Origin of the sequence: Frankia sp. CgMI4 (assembly GCF_001756285.1) — a bacterium.
GTDB classification, from domain to species: domain Bacteria; phylum Actinomycetota; class Actinomycetes; order Frankiales; family Frankiaceae; genus Frankia; species Frankia casuarinae.
In genome coordinates this window covers 206636-226820 of the sequence record NZ_MAQZ01000114.1, presented here as the reverse complement: position 1 = coordinate 226820, position 20185 = coordinate 206636, and the positions used below count along the sequence as shown (strand labels likewise).

Genomic DNA, 20185 nt, shown 5'->3' with positions numbered 1-20185 from the left:
CCGTGACCCCGGGGCCGAGTGACCCCGGGGTCACGGCGGTGGCACGTGTCCCGCCGTTGGGCGGAACACGGGACCCGAGCCCCTTACAGATAACGGCCGTTACAGGTACTACTGCGACCGTTACAGGTACTGGCCGGTGTTCGCGATCGTGTCGATCGAACGGCCGGCCTCGGTACCCTTCGTTCCGGTGACGAGCGTGCGGATGTAGACGATCCGCTCGCCCTTCTTCCCGGAGATCCGGGCCCAGTCGTCCGGGTTGGTCGTGTTCGGGAGGTCCTCGTTCTCCTTGAACTCGTCCATGCAGGCGGCKAGCAGGTACTGCATGCGCAGCCCCTTCTGCCCGCCCTCGATGTGCTCCTTGACCGCCATCTTCTTGGCMCGGGCGACGATGTTCTCGATCATCGCGCCGKAGTTGAAGTCCTTGAAGTACAGGACCTCCTTGTCGCCGTTGGCGTAGGTCACCTCGAGGAAGCGGTTCTCCTCGCTCTCCGCGTACATCCRCTCGACCACGCGCTGGATCATGGCCTGAACGGTCGCCTCCCGGTTACCGCCGAACTCGGCCAGGTCATCCGGGTAGAGCGGCAGCTCCGGCACGACGTACTTGGCGAAGATGTCCCGAGCCGCCTCGGCATCGGGCCGCTCCACCTTGATCTTCACGTCGAGCCGAYCCGGCCGCAGGATCGCCGGATCAATCATGTCCTCGCGGTTGGACGCGCCGATCACGATGACGTTCTCGAGCTGCTCGACGCCGTCGATCTCGCTGAGCAGCTGCGGGACGATCGTGTTCTCCACGTCCGAGGACACCCCCGAGCCACGGGTCCGGAAGATCGAGTCCATCTCGTCGAAGAACACGATCACCGGCATTCCCTMGGACGCCTTCTCACGCGCCCGCTGGAACACCAGCCGGATCTGCCGCTCGGTCTCGCCGACGAACTTGTTGAGCAGCTCGGGACCCTTGATATTCAGAAAGAACGCCCGACCGGTGCCCTGGCCGCCGGTCTTCGCCTCGACCTTCTTGGCCAGCGAATTGGCGACCGCCTTGGCGATCAGYGTCTTGCCGCAGCCGGGCGGGCCGTAGAGCAGCACACCCTTCGGTGGCTTGAGCTGATGCTCCCGGTAGAGCTCCTTGTACAGGAACGGCAGCTCGACCGAGTCCCGGATCGACTCGATCTGGCTCTTCAGGCCGCCGATCTGTTCGTAGCCGATGTCGGGAACCTCTTCGAGGACGAGCTCCTCGACCTCGGACTTGGGAATCCGCTCGAAGGCGTAGCCGGAACGGGACTCGATCAACAACGAGTCCCCGGACCGGATCGGTCCATCGAGAAGCGGCTGGGCCAGCATGACCACCCGCTCCTCGTCGGTGTGACCGAGCACCAGCGCCCGGTCCCCACCCTCGAGGACCTCTTTGAGTAGGACGATCTCACCYTGCCGCTCGAACGCGCGCGTCTCGACCACGTTCAGCGCCTCGTTGAGCATGACCTCCTGGCCGGGCAAGAGATCACTGATGTTGACGCTCGGCGACACGGTCACCCGGAGCTTTCTGCCCTGAGTGAACACGTCGACGGTGCCGTCTTCGTAGGAGGAGACGARGATCCCGTAGCCGCTGGGCGGCTGCGCGAGCCTGTCGACCTCCTCCTTCAGGGTGACGATCTGGTCTCGCGCCTCGCGGAGAGTCGCGACGAGCCTGTCGTTCTGTCCCGTGACAGCCGACAACTCCGCCTGGATCTCCGCGAGCCGTTCCTCCAGCACCCTGAGCTGCCTGGGCGATTCGGACAACTTACGCCGCAGCATGGCCACTTCCTCTTCCAGGAAGGCGACCTGCGTCGTGAGCTCGTGTGTTTCCTTCTCGTACGCCGACCGCCGTGATTCGGCATCACCTGGACGACCCGTGCTCCCATCGGAGCCAGAGCCCGAACGGGGACCGGACACTGCGCCTCCACCTCCCCCGTGCTGACCGGGACGCACCMACACTACCGTTGTGACCGCCGCTGGCAGGCCGGTCGGGCAAGGACGATCCAGCTTTGCCGTAAACAGCGGGTTACGGTGCCATGCTGACAGAAGATCGGAGCCCTGTGGCAACTCCAGCGAAGCCGGGCGTTTCGGCAGACCTGCGGGTGCGGGTCGACCAGGATGCCTGCACCGGCGACGGTCTGTGCGCGCAACTCGCTCCCGCCGTCTTCGAGTTCGACGTCGACGGTCTGGCCTACGTCAAGGACAGCGCGGGCGAGCTGCAGACGCAGCCCGGCGCCTACGTCCCGGTGCCGCTGCCGCTCGTCGACGCGGTGGTCGACGCGGCCGACGAGTGTCCGGGGACGTGCATCTACGTGGAACGCCCCGACGGCACGCTGGAGGCCGGCGGGCCCGTCGGCTGACGATGGGCCCGGYCGGCCGGCACACTCGCGACCACGGCCTGCCCCATGGGACCCCATGGGAATGGCCTGCCCCATGGGACCCCATGGGATACGTCACATCGGCTGGATCGTCGCCGACCCTGGGTCGGCGTCCCGGGATCGGTCGGTCTCGGCCCTGGGCTCGGTCTCGGCCCTGGGCTCGGGGGCGGTCTCGGAGGCGGGATCGATCCCGATCGGCGCGCCCTTCGCCGGCCGGCGGCGGCGCACCGGAGGAGTGACCCCCTCGGCGAGGCGCCGCGCGGTCACCAGGAAACCGGTGTGGCCGACCATGCGGTGGCCAGGCCGYACGGCCAGACCCTCGACGTGCCAGTCCCGCATTATCGACTCCCACGCCGCGGGCTCCGTGAACGTGCCGTGCGCCCGTAGCGTCTCGACGATCCGGGAAAGCTGGGTGGTGGTAGCGACGTAGGCACAGACCACCCCGCCGGGCACCAGCGCCGCGCTGACGGCGTCAACGACCTCCCAGGGCGCGAGCATGTCGAGGACGGCCCGGTCGACGTCACGCTCGGTTGTCTCGGCCAGCTCCCCGACCAGCACGGTGTGGGCGGGATGCGGGCCGCCGAAGAACGCCTCGATGTTGCGCCGGGCAATCTCGGCGAAGTCCGCGCGCCGCTCGTAGGAGACCAGACGCCCGCAGTCGCCGATGGCACGCAGCAGCGAGCACGACAGCGCCCCGGACCCGACGCCGGCCTCCAGCACCCTGGCGCCCGGGAAGATGTCCGCGTAGGTGACGATCTGCGCCGCGTCCTTGGGGTACACCACGGTCGCCCCGCGCGGCATGGACAGCACGAAGTCGACGAGCAGCGGGCGCAGCGCCAGGTAGTCGGTACCACCCGTGCTGGTGACGACGATCCCCTCCGGCCGGCCGAGCAGGGCGTCGTGCTCGACGGCTCCCCGGTGGGTGTGAAACTGCCTGCCCGGTTCGAGGACGACGGTGTGCCGGCGCCCCTTGGGATCAGTCAGCTGCACCCGGTCACCCTTGGTGAACAGGCCTCGGCGATGAGCGGCGCCGGTCGGAGGCGGAGCGTAACCGCCGGCCAGGGACGGCACCTGCCCCGGGGACACCGACTCGTCGGGCGGGGCGCTCACCGGGACGCCACCATGCGGGCGGCGGCGGCCGGATCGATACGGGCGACGAGATCCACCATCGCGAGCACGCCGACCGGGCGGCCCGCCTGCTTGACGAGGTACTCCGACGCCGGCACCCGCTGCACGGCCGCCAGCAGGGCCTCGCCTTCCAGATCGGCGTCGAGGACCATGCCGGGCGAGATCACCCGACTCACTTCATCCACGGTCATCCAGGGTCTCCGATGCTCCGGCAGCGCGTCGACCGCGGAGCCATTCATGATCTTCAGGGGGCTGCCGTCACGGTCGATCACCGCGACGGCGGTGGCGCCGACCTCCTGAGCTCGCCGCAGCGCCTCCGCCAGCGGAACGGCACCCTCGACGGGCAGCGTCCGGCGCGCAAGGCGACCGGCGCACAGGCCGGGCAGCCGCTCCCGCACCTGCGCGGCGCGCAGCGACTGGTAGGCCGCGAACGCGAGGAAGCCCGCCAGAGCATAGGTGTACACCATGCCGATGCCGTCGGAGGTCGACGCACCCCAGACGACCAGGYCGGCGGCGACGACGAACCCGCCGTAGGCACCGGCCCGCAGCCCCCGCAGCTTGTCGCGCGTCAGACCCCACACCGCGGCGACGACCACCCGTCCACCGTCCAGCGGGAGGCCCGGTGCCAGGTTGAAGAGGAACAACGCGGCGTTGATGAGTCCGAGATCGTGCAGGACCGCGGCGGCGTCGCTGGTGTCGTCGAGGCCGAGCAGGCCGAGGTGACAGCCGGCGGCCAGCACCCCGTTGACCGCCGGGCCGACGAAGGCGATCAGGAACTCGCGGCCGGCGCTGCGGGGCTCCGGCTCGAACTCGGTGAACCCGGCGAAGCCGTGCAGGGTCACGGACCGCACGGTGTGACCGAACGCCAGCGCCGTCAGAGCGTGACCGATCTCGTGGGCGAGCAGGGAGGCCAGGAAGCCGATAGAGATCAACGAGGAGAGCGCGAGGATCCGCCCGTCGGACGCCAGCGGCAGCCGGTCGCGGATCGAGCCGGAGAGCAGGTAGGCGACGAGGACGGCGARGACGAGGGCGAACGGCGAGATGACGATGGGAACACCGCGGATCCGCCCGACCGGCACGCCGGGGGGTCGCTCACTCGGAGCCTGCCCCRCCGGGCCCGCGCCGCCGTGGGCGCTCGAACCCGCGCCGCTCGAACCCGCGCCGCCCGAACCCGCGCCGCCGTGCTGATCCGCCATGGATCCGATGCTACGGACCATACCCCGACCCGTCGTCCGGGACCGAGTGGCGAAGATGTCGGTAGGGGGATCTAGGGTCCAGGACATGACCTCGACGCAGCGCTCTCCTGCCATCCCGGGATCGGTGGCGTCGGCCGCACCCCGGCCGTTGATCGGTTCGCTGTCACCGTCGCGGGCGGCGGACTTCGTCAACTGTCCGTTGCGCTACCGGTTCCGGGTCGTCGACCGGCTCCCCGAGCCGCCGAGCGAGGCCGCGACCCGCGGGACCGTGGTGCACGCGGTCCTGGAGAAGCTGTTCGATCTCCCGGCGTCCCGGCGTACCCTGCAGGCCGCGCGGGAGCTGGTCGAGCCGGCCTGGGATACGGTGCGCGCCCGCGAGCCGGCGGTCGAGGCGCTGTTCGGTGGCCGCGACGAACTGGCGGCGTGGTTGGAGTCGGCCCGCGAACTGCTCGCCGGATACTTCGCGCTGGAGGATCCGTCACGGCTGGCGCCGGTGGCCCGCGAGCTGTACGTCGAGCACGTGCTCGACTCCGGCCTGCGGCTGCGGGGCTACCTGGACCGGCTTGACGAGGCGACCACGGCGCAGGGACCCGCCCTGCGGGTGGTCGACTACAAGACCGGCCGCTCGCCCGGCCCGGCGTTCGAGAGCTCGGCGATGTTCCAGATGAAGTTCTACGCCCTGCTGCTCTGGCGGATCCGTGGGGTGATCCCGCGCGAGCTGCGGCTGTACTACCTCGGTGACCGCACCTGGCTGCGGGCCACCCCCGACGAGGCCGACCTGCGGGCCGCCGAGCGACGGATCGAGGCCCTGTGGGCGGCGATCGACCGCGCGCACCGCACCGGGGACTGGCGCGCCACCCCGAACAGACTGTGTTCCTGGTGCGACCATCAGGCTCGATGCCCAGCCTTCGGCGGCACCCCACCACCGCTACCGCAGCAGACATCCGCGGTGCCGCTCGACGAGACCGCCCCCACCGTCTGCGAGGCGGACGGCTGATGGCGGTCTTCAGGCCGGACCCCGTCCGGACCCCGTTCCCCGCGGACAGCCCGTTTACGGTGCCGGCATCCTCAGCTCGCCGGCGGCGGTGGCTCCACCGGGCGTCCTCGGAGGCATGCCATATCGCCCGATCACCAAAAGTAATATTGGTCGGACCTTCAATACTGCCGGCGGTACAGTCAGCGACGGCAAGATGCCGATCATCGTTCGGTCGTTGGGGAGATCGACCACGGTAGCCGAACAGCCGTCCCAGGTCAGTCGGGGCCGAGCGCAGGCAGGGCAGGCACGACGTGTCGAGAGGGACCGTGTCGAGAGGGACACGGCGCGCCGCGAGGGAGAGGACATCACGATGGCCCGACGGACCGGATCGTCCCGAGGCGGGAAGCGGGGCGCGGTCGCGGGCAGCCCGCCCGGCCGAGAGGACCGCGGGTCGCGGCCCGGCGAGTACGGTGCCGGCCGTGACGGCCGGGTTCCCGAGCACCCGGGCGGCCGGCGAGAAGACGGACCGGACGCCGCACCCGCGGCCCGCGCCGCCAGGCTGACGAAGGTCTACGGCTCCGGTGACACCACCGTCACGGCACTGCGCGAGATCGACCTGGCCTTCCCCCGCGGCCGATTCACCGCGATCATGGGGCCGTCCGGGTCGGGGAAGTCGACGCTGATGCACTGCCTGGCCGGGTTGGACACGGTCACCCGGGGACGGGTCTTCATCGGCAACGTGGACCTGTCCCGRCTGTCCGACAAGCAACTGACCCGGTTGCGTCGCGACCGCATCGGGTTCATCTTCCAGCAGTTCAACCTGCTGCCCACGCTGACCGCGGCCGAGAACATCACGCTGCCGTTGAGCATCGCCGGGCGTTCGCCGGATCGGGCCTGGATGCGCACCGTCATCGACGCGGTCGGTCTCGCACCGCGGTTGAAGCACCGGCCGAGCGAACTCTCGGGCGGTCAGCAGCAACGGGTCGCCTGTGCGCGGGCCCTGGTCACCCGGCCGGAGATCATCTTCGCCGACGAGCCGACCGGCAACCTTGACTCCCGGTCGGGAGCCGAGGTGCTGTCGTTCCTGCGTGACTCGGTCTCCGAACTCGGGCAGACGATCGTCATGGTCACCCACGACGCGACGGCGGCGTCCTACTCGGATGAAGTGATCTTCCTTGCCGACGGTCGACTCGTTGACGCGATCGCGAACCCGACCGCGGAGGAGGTGCTGGACCGGATGAAGCACCTCGACGCCGCCGCGGGCGGCTTGGCGGCCGACGGCGAGATCGCCGACGACCGGGACGACCATAACGACACCGACGGTCGCTACGGGCCTGCCGGTGACTACGACGACTACGCCTACCCGGACCAGGCCTACCCGGACCAGGCCTACCCGGACCAGCCGACCTACGGGCGAGACGAGCACGATCCCTACCAGGGCCACTACCCGGAGCGGCGCACCGGCCAGTTCGAGGCGATCCCCGCCCCGGACCTCGGGCCCGACGCCGGTGGGCAGCCGGCGTCAAGGCGGGTCGGCGGCACGCGCCACGGSGAGGAGTACTACTCCGGCCGCTCCCACCACCGGCCGGTGCCGAGGCCTGGCGGCGGGCCTCCGCTCACCGACCCCGGCCGTGTCGACGGCGGGGGGGACAGTTACCACCCGGACGGCACGGAGCCGGCGGGCTGGGCCTGAGCCGATGCTGCGCGCCACCCTCAAGAGTCTGCTGGCCCGCAAGGTCCGGCTGGTGCTCTCCATGCTGGCGGTCGTCGCCGGGGTGAGCTTCGTGACCGGGACCCTGGTCCTGACCGACACCCTCAACCGGACGTTCGACACCCTCTTCGCCGACATCAACAAGAACGTCAGCGTCGCCGTGCGCTCGGTCAACGCCATCGACCCGACGAGCGACGTCGGCCGCCCTCCGCTGCCGGCCTCGCTCGTCTCCACCGCCGCCGGAGTGGACGGGGTGCGGGTGGCGGTCGGCAAGGTCAACGGCCAGGCCGTCCTCGTCAACCCGGCCACCGGCAAGCCCTCGAACACCAACGGTGCGCCGGGGATCGGTATCAACTGGACCGGGGGTCAGCCCACCTCGGCGGAGGAGATCGCCGAGGGTCGCCCGCCCGGCCCCGGAGAGATCGTCGTCGACCGGGCGACCGCGAAGAAGCTCCATCTGTCGCTCGGGGCAAAGATCTCGGTGCAGACCAAGGGTCCGCCCGCGCGGTACACCCTGGTCGGCACCTTCCGGATCGGCGGTCAGGACAGTCTCGGGGGCGCCGCCGTCACCGCGTTCGACACCGCCACCGCCCAGCGGGTCCTGCTCGCGCCCGACCGGTTCAGCGCGATCCACCTGGCCGCCGGGCCCGGCCTGACCCAGGAGGAGCTGCGGGCCCGGGTCGCCGCCGCACTCCCACCGGGTGTCGAGGCGATCACCGGCAGGCAGTTGGCGGACGAGAGCGCCAGCGCTGTGCAGAACGCCGTCAGCGGCTTCTCCACCTTTCTGCTGATCTTCGCCGCCATCTCGGTCTTCGTTGGCGCCTTCATCATCTTCAACACCTTCACGATGCTCGTCGCCCAACGGGTGCGGGAGCTGGCCCTGCTGCGAGCAATCGGGGCGAGCAAACGTCAAGTCMAGGTGTCCCTGCAGGTCGAAGCGGCACTGGTCGGCTTCGCCGGGGCCACTGTCGGCCTGGTGTCCGGCGCGGGGCTCGCGCTGCTGCTGCGCGTCGCCGTCGGTGTGTTCGGCGTGGCGCTGCCCAGCGGTGCGCTGGTCTTCCGCCCCCGCACCGTCGTGATCGCCTACGCCGTCGGCGTGCTCATCACCGCCGCGGCGGCGTTCGTGCCGGCCCGCAAGGCCGCGTCGGTGCCACCGATCGCGGCGATGCGGGAGACCTACGTGCTGCCGACCCGCTCGCTGCGCTCCCGGGCGATCGCCGGGTCGGTGCTCACCGCGCTCGGCATCGTCCTGCTGATCCTCGGCACCGCCTCGGCGGGCAAGCCGGGAGCCACCGCCGTCGGGGTGGGCGCGGCGGGGATCTTCCTCGGCGTCGCCACCCTCTCACCGCTGCTGTCCGGACCGATCACCCGGGTCCTCGGCGCACCGTTGGCGAGGATGTTCGGGGCCACCGGCCGACTCGGYCGGGAGAACGCGATGCGCAACCCGCGCCGGACCGCCTCCACCGCCTCCGCGTTGATGATCGGACTCGCCCTGGTCAGCGCCTTCTCCGTGCTCGGACAGTCGATCAAGGAGTCGGTGCGGGAGACGGTGTCGAACAGCCTCGGTGCCGACTTCTACCTGACCCCGCAGAACTTCGGGCAGGGATTCAGCGGTGAGGTGGCTCGCGAGCTGGCCGGCAAGCCCGGCATCGAGATCGCCACGGGTCTTCGGGGCGGCCTGGTGAAGATCTCCGGGCAGAGCTCCCAGGTGCTGGCCGGCGACCCAGCGGGCCTGGTCAAGATGCTGGCCATCAAGGAGGTGACCGGTGACGTCCACGCCCTCGGCGACGGCACGATCCTGGCCGAGGACTCCACCGCCGCGGACCACCAGCTACGGGTGGGGCAGAAGGTCCCGGTCACCTTCGCCGACGGCCGCGCGGAGCTGACTCTGGTGGGCACCTACAAGAAGAGCCAGGTGGCCGGCAAGTGGATCATCTCCACGAGCGAGTTCGCMCGGCACTCCACCGATGACCTCGACCTGTTCGTCCTGGTGAAGAGGGCGAGCGGGGCGGACCCGGCGATGGTCCGGGCCGAGATCGCCACGGTGGTCAAGTCGTTCGCCACGGTGGAGGTCCGGGACCAGTCCGAGTTCGTCGCACAGCAGGAGAAGCAGGTCGACCAGCTGCTCGGGTTCATCTACGTGCTGCTGGMCCTGGCGGTCATCATCGCACTGTTCGGTATCGTCAACACCCTGGCGCTCTCGGTAATCGAACGGACCCGGGAGATCGGTCTGCTGCGTGCGGTCGGCATGACGCGGTCGCAGATGAGGCTGATGGTCATCCTTGAATCAGTGATCATCTCGGTCTTCGGAGCCGTGCTGGGCGTCGTCGTCGGGAGCATCTTCGGCTGGGCGCTGAYGAAGGCGCTGGCCTCCCTGGGAATCAGCACGTTCGCCTACCCGGTACGGACGATCCTGCTCGTGGTCCTCACCGGGGCGATCCTCGGCGTGCTCGCCGCTGTCTTCCCCGCCCGGCGCGCCGCTCGCATGGACGTCCTGCGCGCCATCTCCGCCGTCTGACCCACCCAACCCCACACCCCCTCCGACGCCGTTCGGGGGACCTACGCCCGGTCTTCGCCCCCAAAACCGTGCCTTACTCCCCCAAGCTCGTATCCAGGGCGGCTGGGGCGAAGGGACGGGCTGAGGCGGGGGGTGGTGAGGGACTCCATAAGGTCCGGGGTGACGTCGTGCAGGCTCGCCAGGAGCGCCGCAAGCCCGGCGGGCACCGGCTCGCCGCGAGYCGCGACGCCCGAGGCCTCCAAGGCCTCCAAGGCCCCCGAGGCCCCCGAAGCCCCCGAAGCCCCCGAAGCGGTCAGGTCGAGCAGATCCGGCATGGACGGGATCATGATGGTCGCGCACCCGGCCGCCACCCCGGCGCGCGCTCCCGACGGGCTGTCCTCCAAGACGACGCAGCGAACCGGGTCGACGCCGAGCACCCGGGCGGCGGTCAGGTAGGGCTCCGGGTCCGGCTTGCGGCGAGTGACCTCATCGCCGGCGACCGTCACGGCGAAGAACTCGTCACCGACGACGTGCAGCACCGGCTCCATCAGGTCGCGGAAGGACGAGGAAACCAGCGCGGTCGGGACACCCGCCGCTCGCAGCGCGACGAGCAGCTCCACCGCCCCGGGCTGCGGGACGATCGCACCGGGCTCGCGGAACAGCTCGGCGGAGCGGCGCAGCAGGAACTCCGCCGTCGGCGCCACGTCGGACGCCGGCCGGCCGAGCATCGACACCATGAGCGGCACGGCGGTGTCGATGCCGTGGCCGATCATGGCTCGTTTCATCGCCGGGGTGAACTCGCCGCCCAGCCGCGCCGCCGCCTCGTGCTCGGCGATGGTCCAAATCGGCTCGGTGTCAACGAGCRGGCCATCCATGTCGAAGAAAACCGCCGCAAGGCTCCCCACGTCCACTCCTAGCTCAGGTAGCTCGGTAGCTCAGGGTCGTCCGGCCGCACGGTGCCCGGTTGACCGCACGGTGCCTACGTGGCCGCGAAGTACTTCGCCTCCGGGTGGCACAGGATGATCGCCGAGGTGGACTGCTCCGGCACGAGCTGGAACTCCTCGGCGCGCGACGGGYCGTCRCCGTCMTCGAAATTCACCGAGTCGAGGCAGAGGCTGGCCGCCTGCAACAGGGGGCCCATGGCGCCGTCGGCCACCAGCACACGCTCGGTCAGGACGGACACCAGATCACCGCGCACTGGCCAAGAGTACCGGGACGGGTTTCTCCTACCACCGGTACGGTTTACCCTCCCGTCCGGACGCCTCCGAGGATGTCGGCCACGGGCACGACGGTGATCACGGTACGGTGATCACAGCATGGTGATGATTGCGGGGTGGGAATGCCGGACGCGTCCCGGCGGGTTGCCCACGGCACGGTCGCGGGTGGCACGGTCGCGGGTGGCACGGTCGCGGATGGCACGGTCGGGGTGGCACAGCTGCGGGAACGGAGGCGTGACGTCGGACCGCGCGGGTGTGCTCGGCGCGGCGGTCCGCACAAACACGGGCTGGGGCACGCCGGTCCGGCGGCGGCCCTGGGCCGGGCCGTTCGCATTCCCGCGACGGCGGGTATCCGTTCAGAGCCGATACGGTGCAGCCACCGCATCGATCCGGAATGGATGTCCGATCCGCCCGGGTCTAGCGCCATCGAGAGACCGAGGAAAGGCGTTCCCACGAGAACATCGGCAGACTGGACCAGCGTAGGTTCCCCGTGGACGACCAGTGGTCGTCCGCGGGTCACCGGCTCACGGGCCATAAGGGAGGCTGACGTCACGCATGTCGGCTCTGGGCAGGAGTCGTCTCCGTGAGGACGTACCGTTGCACTGTCACGGGGGCAGTGGGCCGCCGCGGGGCGGCAGGAGGTGGTAGGTGATCGAGTTCTCCGGCGTCGGTCAACTACGGTCGCCGGTCGTAGTAGCCGCCTTCGAAGGGTGGAACGACGCGGCCGATGCCTCGTCCGCCRCCGTCGAGCATCTGGAGACCGCCTTCAAGGCCCGTGTCATCGGTGCTATCGACCCCGACGACTACTACGACTTCCAGGTGAACCGACCGACGGTGAGCGGGACCGACGGGGCCTCCCGGAAGATCTCGTGGCCGACCACCCGCCTGTCGGTGGCGCGGCCGCCGAAGTCCGAGACGGACCTGGTGCTGATCCGCGGGCTGGAACCGAACATGCGCTGGCGTGGGTTCACCGACGAGCTGATCGAGGCCGTCCACGCCCTCGGCAGCGACATGGTGATCTCCCTCGGGGCGCTGCTCGCTGACTCGCCGCACACCCGGCCGGTCCCGATCAGCGGAACCGCCGGGGACGCGGCGACGGCTGCCCGACTCGGGCTGGAGCCGTCCCGTTATGAGGGGCCGACCGGCATCGTCGGCGTCTTCGGGGAGGCATGCGCACGGGCCGAGCTCGCCTCGGTGTCGTTCTGGGCGGCGGTGCCGCACTACGTGGCTAACCCGCCCTGTCCCAAGGCGACCCTCGCGCTGCTGCGCCGAGTGGAGGACCTGCTGGACATCGAGATCCCGCTGGGTGATCTTCCCGAGCGGGCGAAGGCGTGGGAACGGCAGGTGGACGAGCTCGCCGCCGGGGACACCGAGGTCGCCGAGTACGTCCGTTCGCTGGAGTCACGCGAGCCCGAGACGGCGCTGCCCGAGGCCAGTGGGGACGCAATCGCCCGGGAGTTCGAACGGTACCTGCGCCGTCGCGGCCAGTAAAGGCCGGTAAGAGAGCCGGCTCGGTAGAAGAATCGGTAGAAGAAGGAAAGGGGGCGAGGGTACGCCCGGGYCGGGAGCCCAGGGCGCACCCCGCACCTCCACCGGGCCACCCTTCTCCTCGACGATCTCGCTACTCCTCGACGATCTCGGCGTCGATGATGTCCTCGTCGGCGCCACGGCGGAACGGCACGTTCGCCGAGTTCGTGACCGGTTCGCGCGGAGTGGGCGGGGTGTGGGATTCCGCGTCCGCGACGTCGGCCTGACGATGCCGGCCCGGGGAACGCCGCCCCGGGCCGGCGACGCGACCGGTCGCCCACGCGGTCTCGGAAAGATCCGACGCTCCCGCACCGCCCGCGGGGACCGCACCGCCCGCGGGAAAACCGGCAGGACCGGCTCCGCCCGGCGTCCCAGACGTGCCCGACGTCGTCGGCGCGGCCGCACCCGCCCGGGCCAGGTCGGTGACCGCCCGGTCCACCTCGTCGGAGGCCAGGACCCCCCGCAGGCGCAGCATCGCGCCGATGATCTCACCCTGCTGGTGACGCAGCGCCTCGAGCGAGGCGGTGCACCGGGCGATCTCCACCTCCAGCTCGGCATGCCGCTCCCGGGCGAGCCGGCGGCTCTCCTCCACGGCGTCGAGGAGGAGCTTCTCGGCCTGTTCCCGAGCCTCCCGCACGATCGGGTGGTTCGCCCCGGCGTCCTCGATCACCTCTTCCAGCGCCGCCTCCGCGATCTGGCGGGCGCCCGTGACGATCTCCTCGGCCTCCTGCTGGGCGATGGTCAGCATCTGGCCGATCCGACCGCCGGCCTGCGCGGCCAGGCCCTCGACGCCCATGTTCGCGCTGCGGGCCCGCTCGTGCTTCAGGGCGCTTTCGGCCGCGGCCGCGCGCGAGGTCACCTGGCTGGCGTAACGCCACAGCGTGGCCAGGTAGTCGTCGACCTGATGAGGGTCGTAGCCATGCGCGACCTCGTCGAAGGCGGGCCGTTCGGTCGCTGCCCCGGGATCCACCCGGCGATGGTGAGCTCCCATCCTCAGCTCCCTCTGGGTCTGACGGGTTCAAGGTCTACGCCCAGCAGTGTGTCAACGAGGCGCCGCACGAGTGCGGGCGCCTCCCCCCAGGCGGGCACGTCACCGCCAGAACCGCGAACCGGACCCCCCTGATGGGTGGGATCCGGGCCCGCACCGGCGGAGCCGCCCGCATCAGCGAGCGCGGCGCCGACCCAGGCGTCCACCGCGGCGACGGCACCCGGGGCGTCGAGGTCGTCGGCGAGCCGCTCACGCACGGYGGCGAGCAGTCCCATGGCGTCAGGCCCGGTGGGCAGGGCGACGGCGGCCCGCCACCGGTTCATCCGGTCCACGGCGTCGTCGAGCAGGCCCGGCGTCCACTCCCAGTCCTCGGTGTGCCGATGATCGAGCAGGGCCAGCCGCAGGGCCGCCGGATCCACCCCGGCCCGGCGCAGCCGGGAGACGAACTCCAGGTTGCCCCGCGACTTCGACATCTTGTGGCCGTCGAGGCTCACCATCGCGGTGTGCACGTAGCTGCGGGCGAACGGCCGGATGCCGGCGGCGACCTCGGCGTGCGCCGCGCTGCACTCGTGGYGCGGAAAGCTCAGGTCGGTTCCGCCACCCTGGATGTCGATGACCCCGCCGAGATAGTGGCGGGCGATGGCGGAGCACTCGATGTGCCAGCCGGGCCGGCCGGGGCCGAACGGCGAGGGCCAGGACGGCTCGCCGGGGCGGTGGGCGCGCCACAGCAGCGGATCGAGGGGGTCCTTCTTGCCGGTCCGGCGCGGGTCACCCCCGCGCTCGGCGCAGATCGCCAGCATCTCGGCCCGGCTGAGATGCGAGATCTCCCCGAAGGCGGGTGCGGTGGCGATCGAGAAGTACAGGTCGTCGTCGACCTGGTAGGCCGCGCCCCGGTCGACGAGCTCCACCACCATGTCGACGATCATCGGGATGGCCTCGACCACCCCGACGTAGGCGTCCGGCGCCAACATCCGCAGCGCGGTCATGTCCTCGCGGAACAGGTCGATCTCCCGGTCGGCGAGGGCCCGCCAGTCCAGCCCGTCACGGGTGGCTCGCTCAAGCAACGGGTCATCGACATCCGTTACGTTCTGTACATAGTGGACGTGATGCCCGGCGTCTCGCAGCACACGCTGCGCGAGGTCGTAGGTGAGGTAGGTGAAGGCATGCCCCAGATGCGTCGCATCATAGGGCGTGATGCCACACACATACAGCCTTGCGGTGACGGCCGGCGCCAACTCGCGTACGCTCGACGTGGYCGTATCGAAGATCCTCAGTGGCTTCCCGTGACCGGGAAGAGAACGTATCGGAGGAGATGGCCACGCCTGCATGCGTGTCAGAGTAACCGCGAACCGACTCTCCGGCGGGCACAAGGAGAGTAACCGCAGCGTAGCCGACAGCATCCCAAGCCGATCCACCTCGGGTCACCGACGGTGACATCCCATGTTCTCCCGCACCTGTATCCGCACCGGTGACCCGCCCAGAACCGGAACCCGCTCAGAACCGGAACCCGCTCAGAACCGGAACCCGCTCAGAACGGCGGCCAGGGGATCGCCGGCCAGTCCCCCGAGGGCAACGGGAACCGGCCCTCGGCCAGAAGCCCGTCGACCCGCACGGTGAGGGCGTCGACCTCGGTGACCGTGAGCAGCTCCTCGAGCCGGTCCCGGAAGGGGCCCGCGAGCGCCTCACGCAGGTCGTCGAGCAAGGCGGTCTCCTCGGCGTCGAGCCGCCTTCCCCGCCAGGTCCACAGCAGGGTGCGCAGCTTGCCGTCCGTGTGGAAGGTCACACYGTGATCGATGCCGTGAATCCGGCCGGAGGGCGCCGGCAGCAGGTGCCCACCCTTGCGGTCGGCGTTGTTGATGACGACGTCGAACAGGGCGATCCGGCGCAGCTGGGAGTCGTCGGACCGGGTCAGCGCCACCAGGTCCACGGTGACGTCGGTGTCGATCCACAGCTGCACCATGCCCTCGCCGAACGGGCCGTCACGCAGAATGGTGGGCGGGACGATGCCAAGCCCGAGCTGCTCGGAGACCTCGTAGGCGGCCAGCTCGCGGGCGGCGAGGGTGCCGTCCGGGAAGTCCCACAGGGCGCGTTCGCCGCGGACCGGCTTGTAGACGCAGCGGCCGGTCACCCCGTCGGCGCAGATGTCGCAGCAGAGCGTCGTGTTGCTCGCGTCGACCAGCCGGGCGGTGATCTCGAGGTCACCGCGGCGAAGGAGGTCGAGGGCGGCGGGGGCGTCGAGGCCACCCCCGTCGATCGGATGCAGTGGCGGTCGCCACCCCGGAGTGGAACTCGCCGCGGAGACGCCCATCACCTCAGTCTGTCCGGTCCGGCAGGGTGATGTCACCGGACCGGACGGTGAGCGACATCTCTCCCACACCGTCCGGCCTACCGGACCACACCGCTATCACGAACCGCACCGCTACCACGAACCGCACCGCTACCACGAACCGCACCGCTACCACGAACCGCGCACCCGCGGCGGGCGGGCCCGGCGCCCCTCGCCGGCCGCATCAACGCAGATGACCGTTCTGGCGCGGGCAGACGTGACCGTCGTCCAACGGCTGCCCGCACAACGGGCAGGAGGGCCGGCCCGCGGCCAGGACCCGCGCCGCGCGCTGCACGAACGAGCGCGCCTGCTCGGACCCCAGCAGGACCCGGACGGCGTCCGGCCCGTCGGGATCGTCGGAGAATCCGACGATCGAGTCGGCCAGGCCCGTCGCCTGCGCCTCGATGACGACCCGTCCGCCACGCGGATCCCAGCCGAGCGCGATCGTCGCGGCCTGGAACTCCTCGTCGATCGGCAGATCGAGCGGGGACAGGTCGGGGTCGGCCGGGGCGGGCTCGGGCGGCGGCGTCGCGCCGCGGCGGCCCAACTCGTCGAGCAGCTCGGTCAGCTGTTCGGCAAGCAATGCGACCTGTGCCTTCTCCACCGCGACGGTGACGACCCGCGCCCCGTCGCGGGCCTGCAGGTAGAACGATCGGGCGCCGGGAAGGCCTACGGTGCCCACAACGAACCGCTGCGGCGGGTCGAAGACGTGTATCCGGCGCGGCATGCCCGATCAGCCCGTTCCACCACCGGCGCTGGGACGGAAACCGCCGGCACCGCCACCGATCACCTCGTCCACGTCGAGCCCGCTGGACCCCGGCGACTCCGGCGGCTCCGGCGACTTCCGGGACCCGGGAGACGACGCCGCGGCGTCGGCGGCCCCGGCGGAGCCCTCTGCCCGGGGTAGCGGCGGTGGGAGGAGCTCGACGACGTCCCCGCCGGTGTCGTTGATGCGCCGGACGAAGGGGCGGCGCTCGTTGTAGCGGATCACGGTCAGGGAACAGGGATCGACGGTGATCCGGTGGTACATGTCCAGATGCATGCCCAGGGCGTCGGCGACCACCGTGCGGATCACGTCGCCGTGCGAGCACAGCAACCAGGTGGCGTCCGGGCCCAGCCGCTCGTTCCACTCCCGCACGGCGCTCACCCCACGGGCCTGCGTGTCCCGTAGTGCCTCACCCTCGGGACCGGGGAAGACGACCGCGCTGGGATGGCTCTGCACCACCGCCCAGAGCGGATCCTTCGCCAGGGTCGCCAGTTCCTGCCCGGTCCAGTCACCGTACCGGCACTCACCGAGCCGCTCGTCGATCTCGACCTGCCGCGGACCGCCCGGGCTGGCCTCGCTGACCGGACGGCGTCCGGCGATCGCCGCGGCCGTCTGGCGGCAGCGGTCGAGCGGGCTGCTGACGATCGCCGCCAGCGGGATGTCCGCRAGGCGTCGCGCCAGGTCCGACGCCTGGCGGCGGCCACGGTCGTCCAACCCCACGCCGGGCGTCCAACCAAGCAGGATCTTGCCGGTCACGGCGGTCAGGCCGTGGCGGACCAGCAGGACTGTGGTCAACCGGTCCGTCCCTTCTGTTGCTGACGCTCACTGTCTCCGCCGGGCCGGACGCACGGGTGGGCCCGGACGCACGGGTGGGCCCGGACGCGCATCGGTCGGAACACGCGACATCGCCTTCCTACAGCCATGCCGCCACAGCGCCGTCCCGGATACCACGCTACCCAGCGGGCTACAACAGCGGCGGAACGGTTCGTCGTTACGCTTCCCGGCATGCCGGACGAGTACACGACCGCTTCCACCACGGAGCCCGACGCGGTCGGCCCGCAGGCACGAGCGGACCCGCAGCCAGCGGACCCCGAGGAGGTCTTCGCCGCGTTCTGCGGGGCGGGGCTGTGGCCGGGGCTGGGCCGCACGACGGCCGRCCGGCTGCCCGCGGCCGGGATCACCCGGCCCGACCACGTCGACGTCGGCCGGTTGGGCACCGTCGAGGGGGTCACCGGGCCGCGGGCCCGGCGGCTCGCCGACAGCTTCCGCGCCGTGGCGGGCACGTACGCGGTCGTCGAACTGCTCGTCGCCGCGGATCTTCCGGCCCGGCTCGCGCGCGGGGTGACCGACCTGCTGGGACCCGCGTCCGCCGACCTCCTGCGGGCCGATCCGTGGATGCTGCTGACCGCCGCCGACACCGAGATCGCCCAGGCCGACCGGTTCGCCCGCCGCCGCGGTCTGCAGCGCGACGATCCGCGCCGGGGCCCGGCGGTACTCACCCATCTGCTCGGCCGGGCCGCCTCCCGGGCCGGGGACACCGCGGGCCCCGTGCAGGCGGTGCTGCGTGCCGCCGCGCGCGAGGGGGTGGCCGATCCGAGCGCGGCGCTGACCGTGGCGCTCGACGACGGGCGGATCATCACCGTCGGCGACCGGATCGCGCTGGAGCGGTACGCGATGGCCGAGCAGTCCGTCGCGGACGGCATCGAACGGCTGACGGCGACCGCCGAGCCGCTGCGCGCGGGCGCCCCCAGAGCCCGCCGCCGACCCGATGACGGGCCTGGGTACGACGGGCCTGGGTACGACGGGTTGGGATCCGTCGACGACGACGATCCGGCGGGGCGGGCCGTGTCCGCATGGGCCGCCACCGCCCCGCCTCCTACGGCGCTGACGTTCGACGACGACAAGGATGACGACAAGGACGGGGGGGACGAGAGCCCCCTCGGCGCCGATGGCACCGAGGGGGACACGAACCGGGACGCCGCCGCGGCGGGCCGCGGCGGACCCGCAAACGACGGCGGACCGGCAAACGACGAGGTGGTGACCGGGCTGGACGAGCTCCAGCTCGCGGCGGCGCGCGCCGCGCTGGAGTCCGGCGTCAGTGTGCTCACCGGTGGGCCGGGAACGGGCAAGAGCCGCACGGTCGCGGCCGTCGTACGACTGGCCTGGGCGGCCGAGGCGGTCGTCGCACTGGCCGCGCCGACCGGACGGGCTGCCAAACGCCTCGAGGAGCTGTGCGGGGCGCCGGCGAGCACCCTGCACCGGCTGTTGCAGGCCCAGGGGCGCGGCAGCGGGTTCGCGCGCGGCGAGCACAACCCGATCGACGCCGACCTCGTCGTCGTCGACGAGGCGTCGATGCTCGACGCGGAGCTCGCCGCCGCGCTGCTCGACGCCTGCGCGGACGGCACGCACCTGATGTTCGTCGGGGACCCGGCCCAGCTGCCGAGCATCGGACCGGGGCAGATCCTCGCCGACCTGCTCGAGTCCGGTGAGGTCCCGGTGACCGAGCTGCGGCGGCTGTACCGACAGGCTGACGGCGGCGCCATCGCGACGATGGCCGCCGCGGTACGCGGCGGGGAGCTGCCGCCGCCGGGGCCTGGCCGGGAGGTCGTGGTGGTGCCGTCCGGCAGCTCCGGCGAGGCTGCGCATCGCACCGTCCAGCTCGTCACCAACTCCATCCCCCGCGCGCTCGGCATTCCCGTCGCGGACATCCAGGTCGTGACCCCGGTGCACGCCGGTCCGGCAGGCACCACGGCGCTCAACACCGCGTTGAAGGGCACGCTGAACCCGGGCGGCGGCGCCGTCTCCGGGTTCGACATCGGGGACCGTGTGGTGGCCACGGCGAACCATATCGACGTCGGGTTCGCCAACGGCGAAATCGGCACCGTCGTCGCGCTGGGCGAACGCGGTGCGCTGCGGGTCGCGTTTCCCGGCGGCGTCGTCGAGGTGCCCGCCGGTGTCCTCGGTGATCTGCGGCACGGCTGGGCGGTGACGGTGCACCGCGCGCAGGGCAGCGAGTGGCCCGCCGTCGTCGCCGTGTTCCCGCCGGAGGCCGGCCGGATGCTCACCCGTCCGCTGATCTACACGGCGCTGACCCGGGCGCAGGCCCACCTGTCGATTGTGGCCGTGAACGGCCCGGCCATCCGCAACGCCGTGCGGAGCTCGGGCGGACGGCGCCGCACGACGCTGCTCCCGGCTCTGCTCGCCGGGCAGACCGCCGGCGGCTTCGACGATCCCGACGAAGATCCCGACGAAGATCCCGACGGGGGGCCGGACGGCAGGCCCGATGGCGGATCCGACGCGCGGCGGGCGGGCGGCGCGACCGCTGGGGAGGCAGCCCGCGTACGGGACGGCGACGAACGGATGACAGTCTGAAGTGTCGGGGCGTACATCCCCGCCAGCAGGCGACTGCGGCCACCCGACGGAAGGCGGTTCTCTGACAGGAGGCAAGATCGTGGCAGACGAG

General features: G+C 71.3%; 16 protein-coding genes. 6 read left to right on the top strand and 10 right to left on the bottom strand.

What is annotated here, in order from left to right:
- Nucleotides 1-120: 120 nt before the first annotated feature.
- Nucleotides 121-1929 (bottom strand): proteasome ATPase, encoded by a 1809-nt coding sequence (gene arc / locus Manayef4_RS19910; RefSeq protein WP_070132783.1) that lies wholly within the window; start codon nucleotides 1927-1929, stop codon nucleotides 121-123.
- A gap of 119 nt (nucleotides 1930-2048) precedes the next feature.
- On the opposite strand from arc, the gene Manayef4_RS19905 reads away from it, so the two are divergent.
- Nucleotides 2049-2372 carry a ferredoxin gene (locus tag Manayef4_RS19905; protein WP_011437028.1) on the top strand — a complete coding sequence of 108 codons (324 nt, stop codon included), beginning with the start codon at nucleotides 2049-2051 and terminating at the stop codon, nucleotides 2370-2372.
- 93 nt (nucleotides 2373-2465) lie between these two features.
- Here Manayef4_RS19905 and Manayef4_RS19900 read toward each other — a convergent pair whose 3' ends face one another.
- Both Manayef4_RS19900 and Manayef4_RS19895 read right to left on the bottom strand, forming a co-directional pair.
- The gene (locus Manayef4_RS19900) at nucleotides 2466-3452 is read right to left on the bottom strand and encodes a tRNA (adenine-N1)-methyltransferase (RefSeq protein WP_049761090.1); all 987 of its coding nucleotides are present in this window, start codon (nucleotides 3450-3452) and stop codon (nucleotides 2466-2468) included.
- A 44-nt stretch (nucleotides 3453-3496) separates the two neighbouring features.
- Entirely contained in the window at nucleotides 3497-4714 is a 1218-nt protein-coding gene (locus Manayef4_RS19895) for a site-2 protease family protein (RefSeq protein WP_083282587.1), read from the bottom strand.
- An 85-nt stretch (nucleotides 4715-4799) separates the two neighbouring features.
- Here Manayef4_RS19895 and Manayef4_RS19890 point away from each other — a divergent pair, with 85 nt between their 5' ends.
- From Manayef4_RS19890 to Manayef4_RS19880, 3 genes are all read left to right on the top strand, one after another.
- A complete protein-coding gene (locus tag Manayef4_RS19890) occupies nucleotides 4800-5711 on the top strand; it encodes a PD-(D/E)XK nuclease family protein (RefSeq protein ID WP_011437031.1) in 912 nt (303 codons plus the stop codon).
- Between the two features lie 349 nt (nucleotides 5712-6060).
- Nucleotides 6061-7383 (top strand): ABC transporter ATP-binding protein, encoded by a 1323-nt coding sequence (locus Manayef4_RS19885; protein ID WP_070132782.1) that lies wholly within the window; start codon nucleotides 6061-6063, stop codon nucleotides 7381-7383.
- A gap of 4 nt (nucleotides 7384-7387) precedes the next feature.
- On the top strand, nucleotides 7388-9919 hold the full coding sequence (locus tag Manayef4_RS19880; RefSeq protein WP_070132780.1) for an FtsX-like permease family protein: 2532 nt from the start codon (nucleotides 7388-7390) through the stop codon (nucleotides 9917-9919).
- A gap of 41 nt (nucleotides 9920-9960) precedes the next feature.
- On the opposite strand, the gene Manayef4_RS19875 is transcribed toward Manayef4_RS19880, so the two are convergent.
- Together Manayef4_RS19875 and Manayef4_RS19870 are read right to left on the bottom strand one after the other, a co-directional pair.
- Nucleotides 9961-10803 carry an HAD family phosphatase gene (locus Manayef4_RS19875; RefSeq protein ID WP_070132855.1) on the bottom strand — a complete coding sequence of 281 codons (843 nt, stop codon included), beginning with the start codon at nucleotides 10801-10803 and terminating at the stop codon, nucleotides 9961-9963.
- A gap of 74 nt (nucleotides 10804-10877) precedes the next feature.
- Entirely contained in the window at nucleotides 10878-11096 is a 219-nt protein-coding gene (locus tag Manayef4_RS19870; RefSeq protein ID WP_139140154.1) for a hypothetical protein, read from the bottom strand.
- A gap of 667 nt (nucleotides 11097-11763) precedes the next feature.
- Here Manayef4_RS19870 and Manayef4_RS19860 point away from each other — a divergent pair.
- Nucleotides 11764-12606 (top strand): PAC2 family protein, encoded by an 843-nt coding sequence (locus Manayef4_RS19860; protein ID WP_070132777.1) that lies wholly within the window; start codon nucleotides 11764-11766, stop codon nucleotides 12604-12606.
- 130 nt (nucleotides 12607-12736) lie between these two features.
- Here Manayef4_RS19860 and Manayef4_RS19855 read toward each other — a convergent pair whose 3' ends face one another.
- The 5 genes from Manayef4_RS19855 to Manayef4_RS19835 all read right to left on the bottom strand — a co-directional run bounded on the left by Manayef4_RS19855 (nucleotide 12737) and on the right by Manayef4_RS19835 (nucleotide 17517).
- Complete coding sequence (locus Manayef4_RS19855; RefSeq protein ID WP_011437038.1) at nucleotides 12737-13633, bottom strand: hypothetical protein; 897 nt, start codon at nucleotides 13631-13633, stop codon at nucleotides 12737-12739.
- 2 nt (nucleotides 13634-13635) lie between these two features.
- Complete coding sequence (gene mshC / locus Manayef4_RS19850) at nucleotides 13636-14958, bottom strand: cysteine--1-D-myo-inosityl 2-amino-2-deoxy-alpha-D-glucopyranoside ligase (protein ID WP_175443436.1); 1323 nt, start codon at nucleotides 14956-14958, stop codon at nucleotides 13636-13638.
- Between the two features lie 200 nt (nucleotides 14959-15158).
- Nucleotides 15159-15938 (bottom strand): SCO1664 family protein, encoded by a 780-nt coding sequence (locus Manayef4_RS19845; RefSeq protein ID WP_070132853.1) that lies wholly within the window; start codon nucleotides 15936-15938, stop codon nucleotides 15159-15161.
- A gap of 202 nt (nucleotides 15939-16140) precedes the next feature.
- The gene (locus tag Manayef4_RS19840; RefSeq protein WP_023841062.1) at nucleotides 16141-16683 is read right to left on the bottom strand and encodes a DUF3090 domain-containing protein; all 543 of its coding nucleotides are present in this window, start codon (nucleotides 16681-16683) and stop codon (nucleotides 16141-16143) included.
- A gap of 6 nt (nucleotides 16684-16689) precedes the next feature.
- Complete coding sequence (locus tag Manayef4_RS19835) at nucleotides 16690-17517, bottom strand: histidine phosphatase family protein (RefSeq protein ID WP_011437042.1); 828 nt, start codon at nucleotides 17515-17517, stop codon at nucleotides 16690-16692.
- A 126-nt stretch (nucleotides 17518-17643) separates the two neighbouring features.
- On the opposite strand from Manayef4_RS19835, the gene Manayef4_RS19830 reads away from it, so the two are divergent.
- Nucleotides 17644-20094 carry an AAA family ATPase gene (locus Manayef4_RS19830; protein WP_139140153.1) on the top strand — a complete coding sequence of 817 codons (2451 nt, stop codon included), beginning with the start codon at nucleotides 17644-17646 and terminating at the stop codon, nucleotides 20092-20094.
- Nucleotides 20095-20185: the final 91 nt, after the last annotated feature.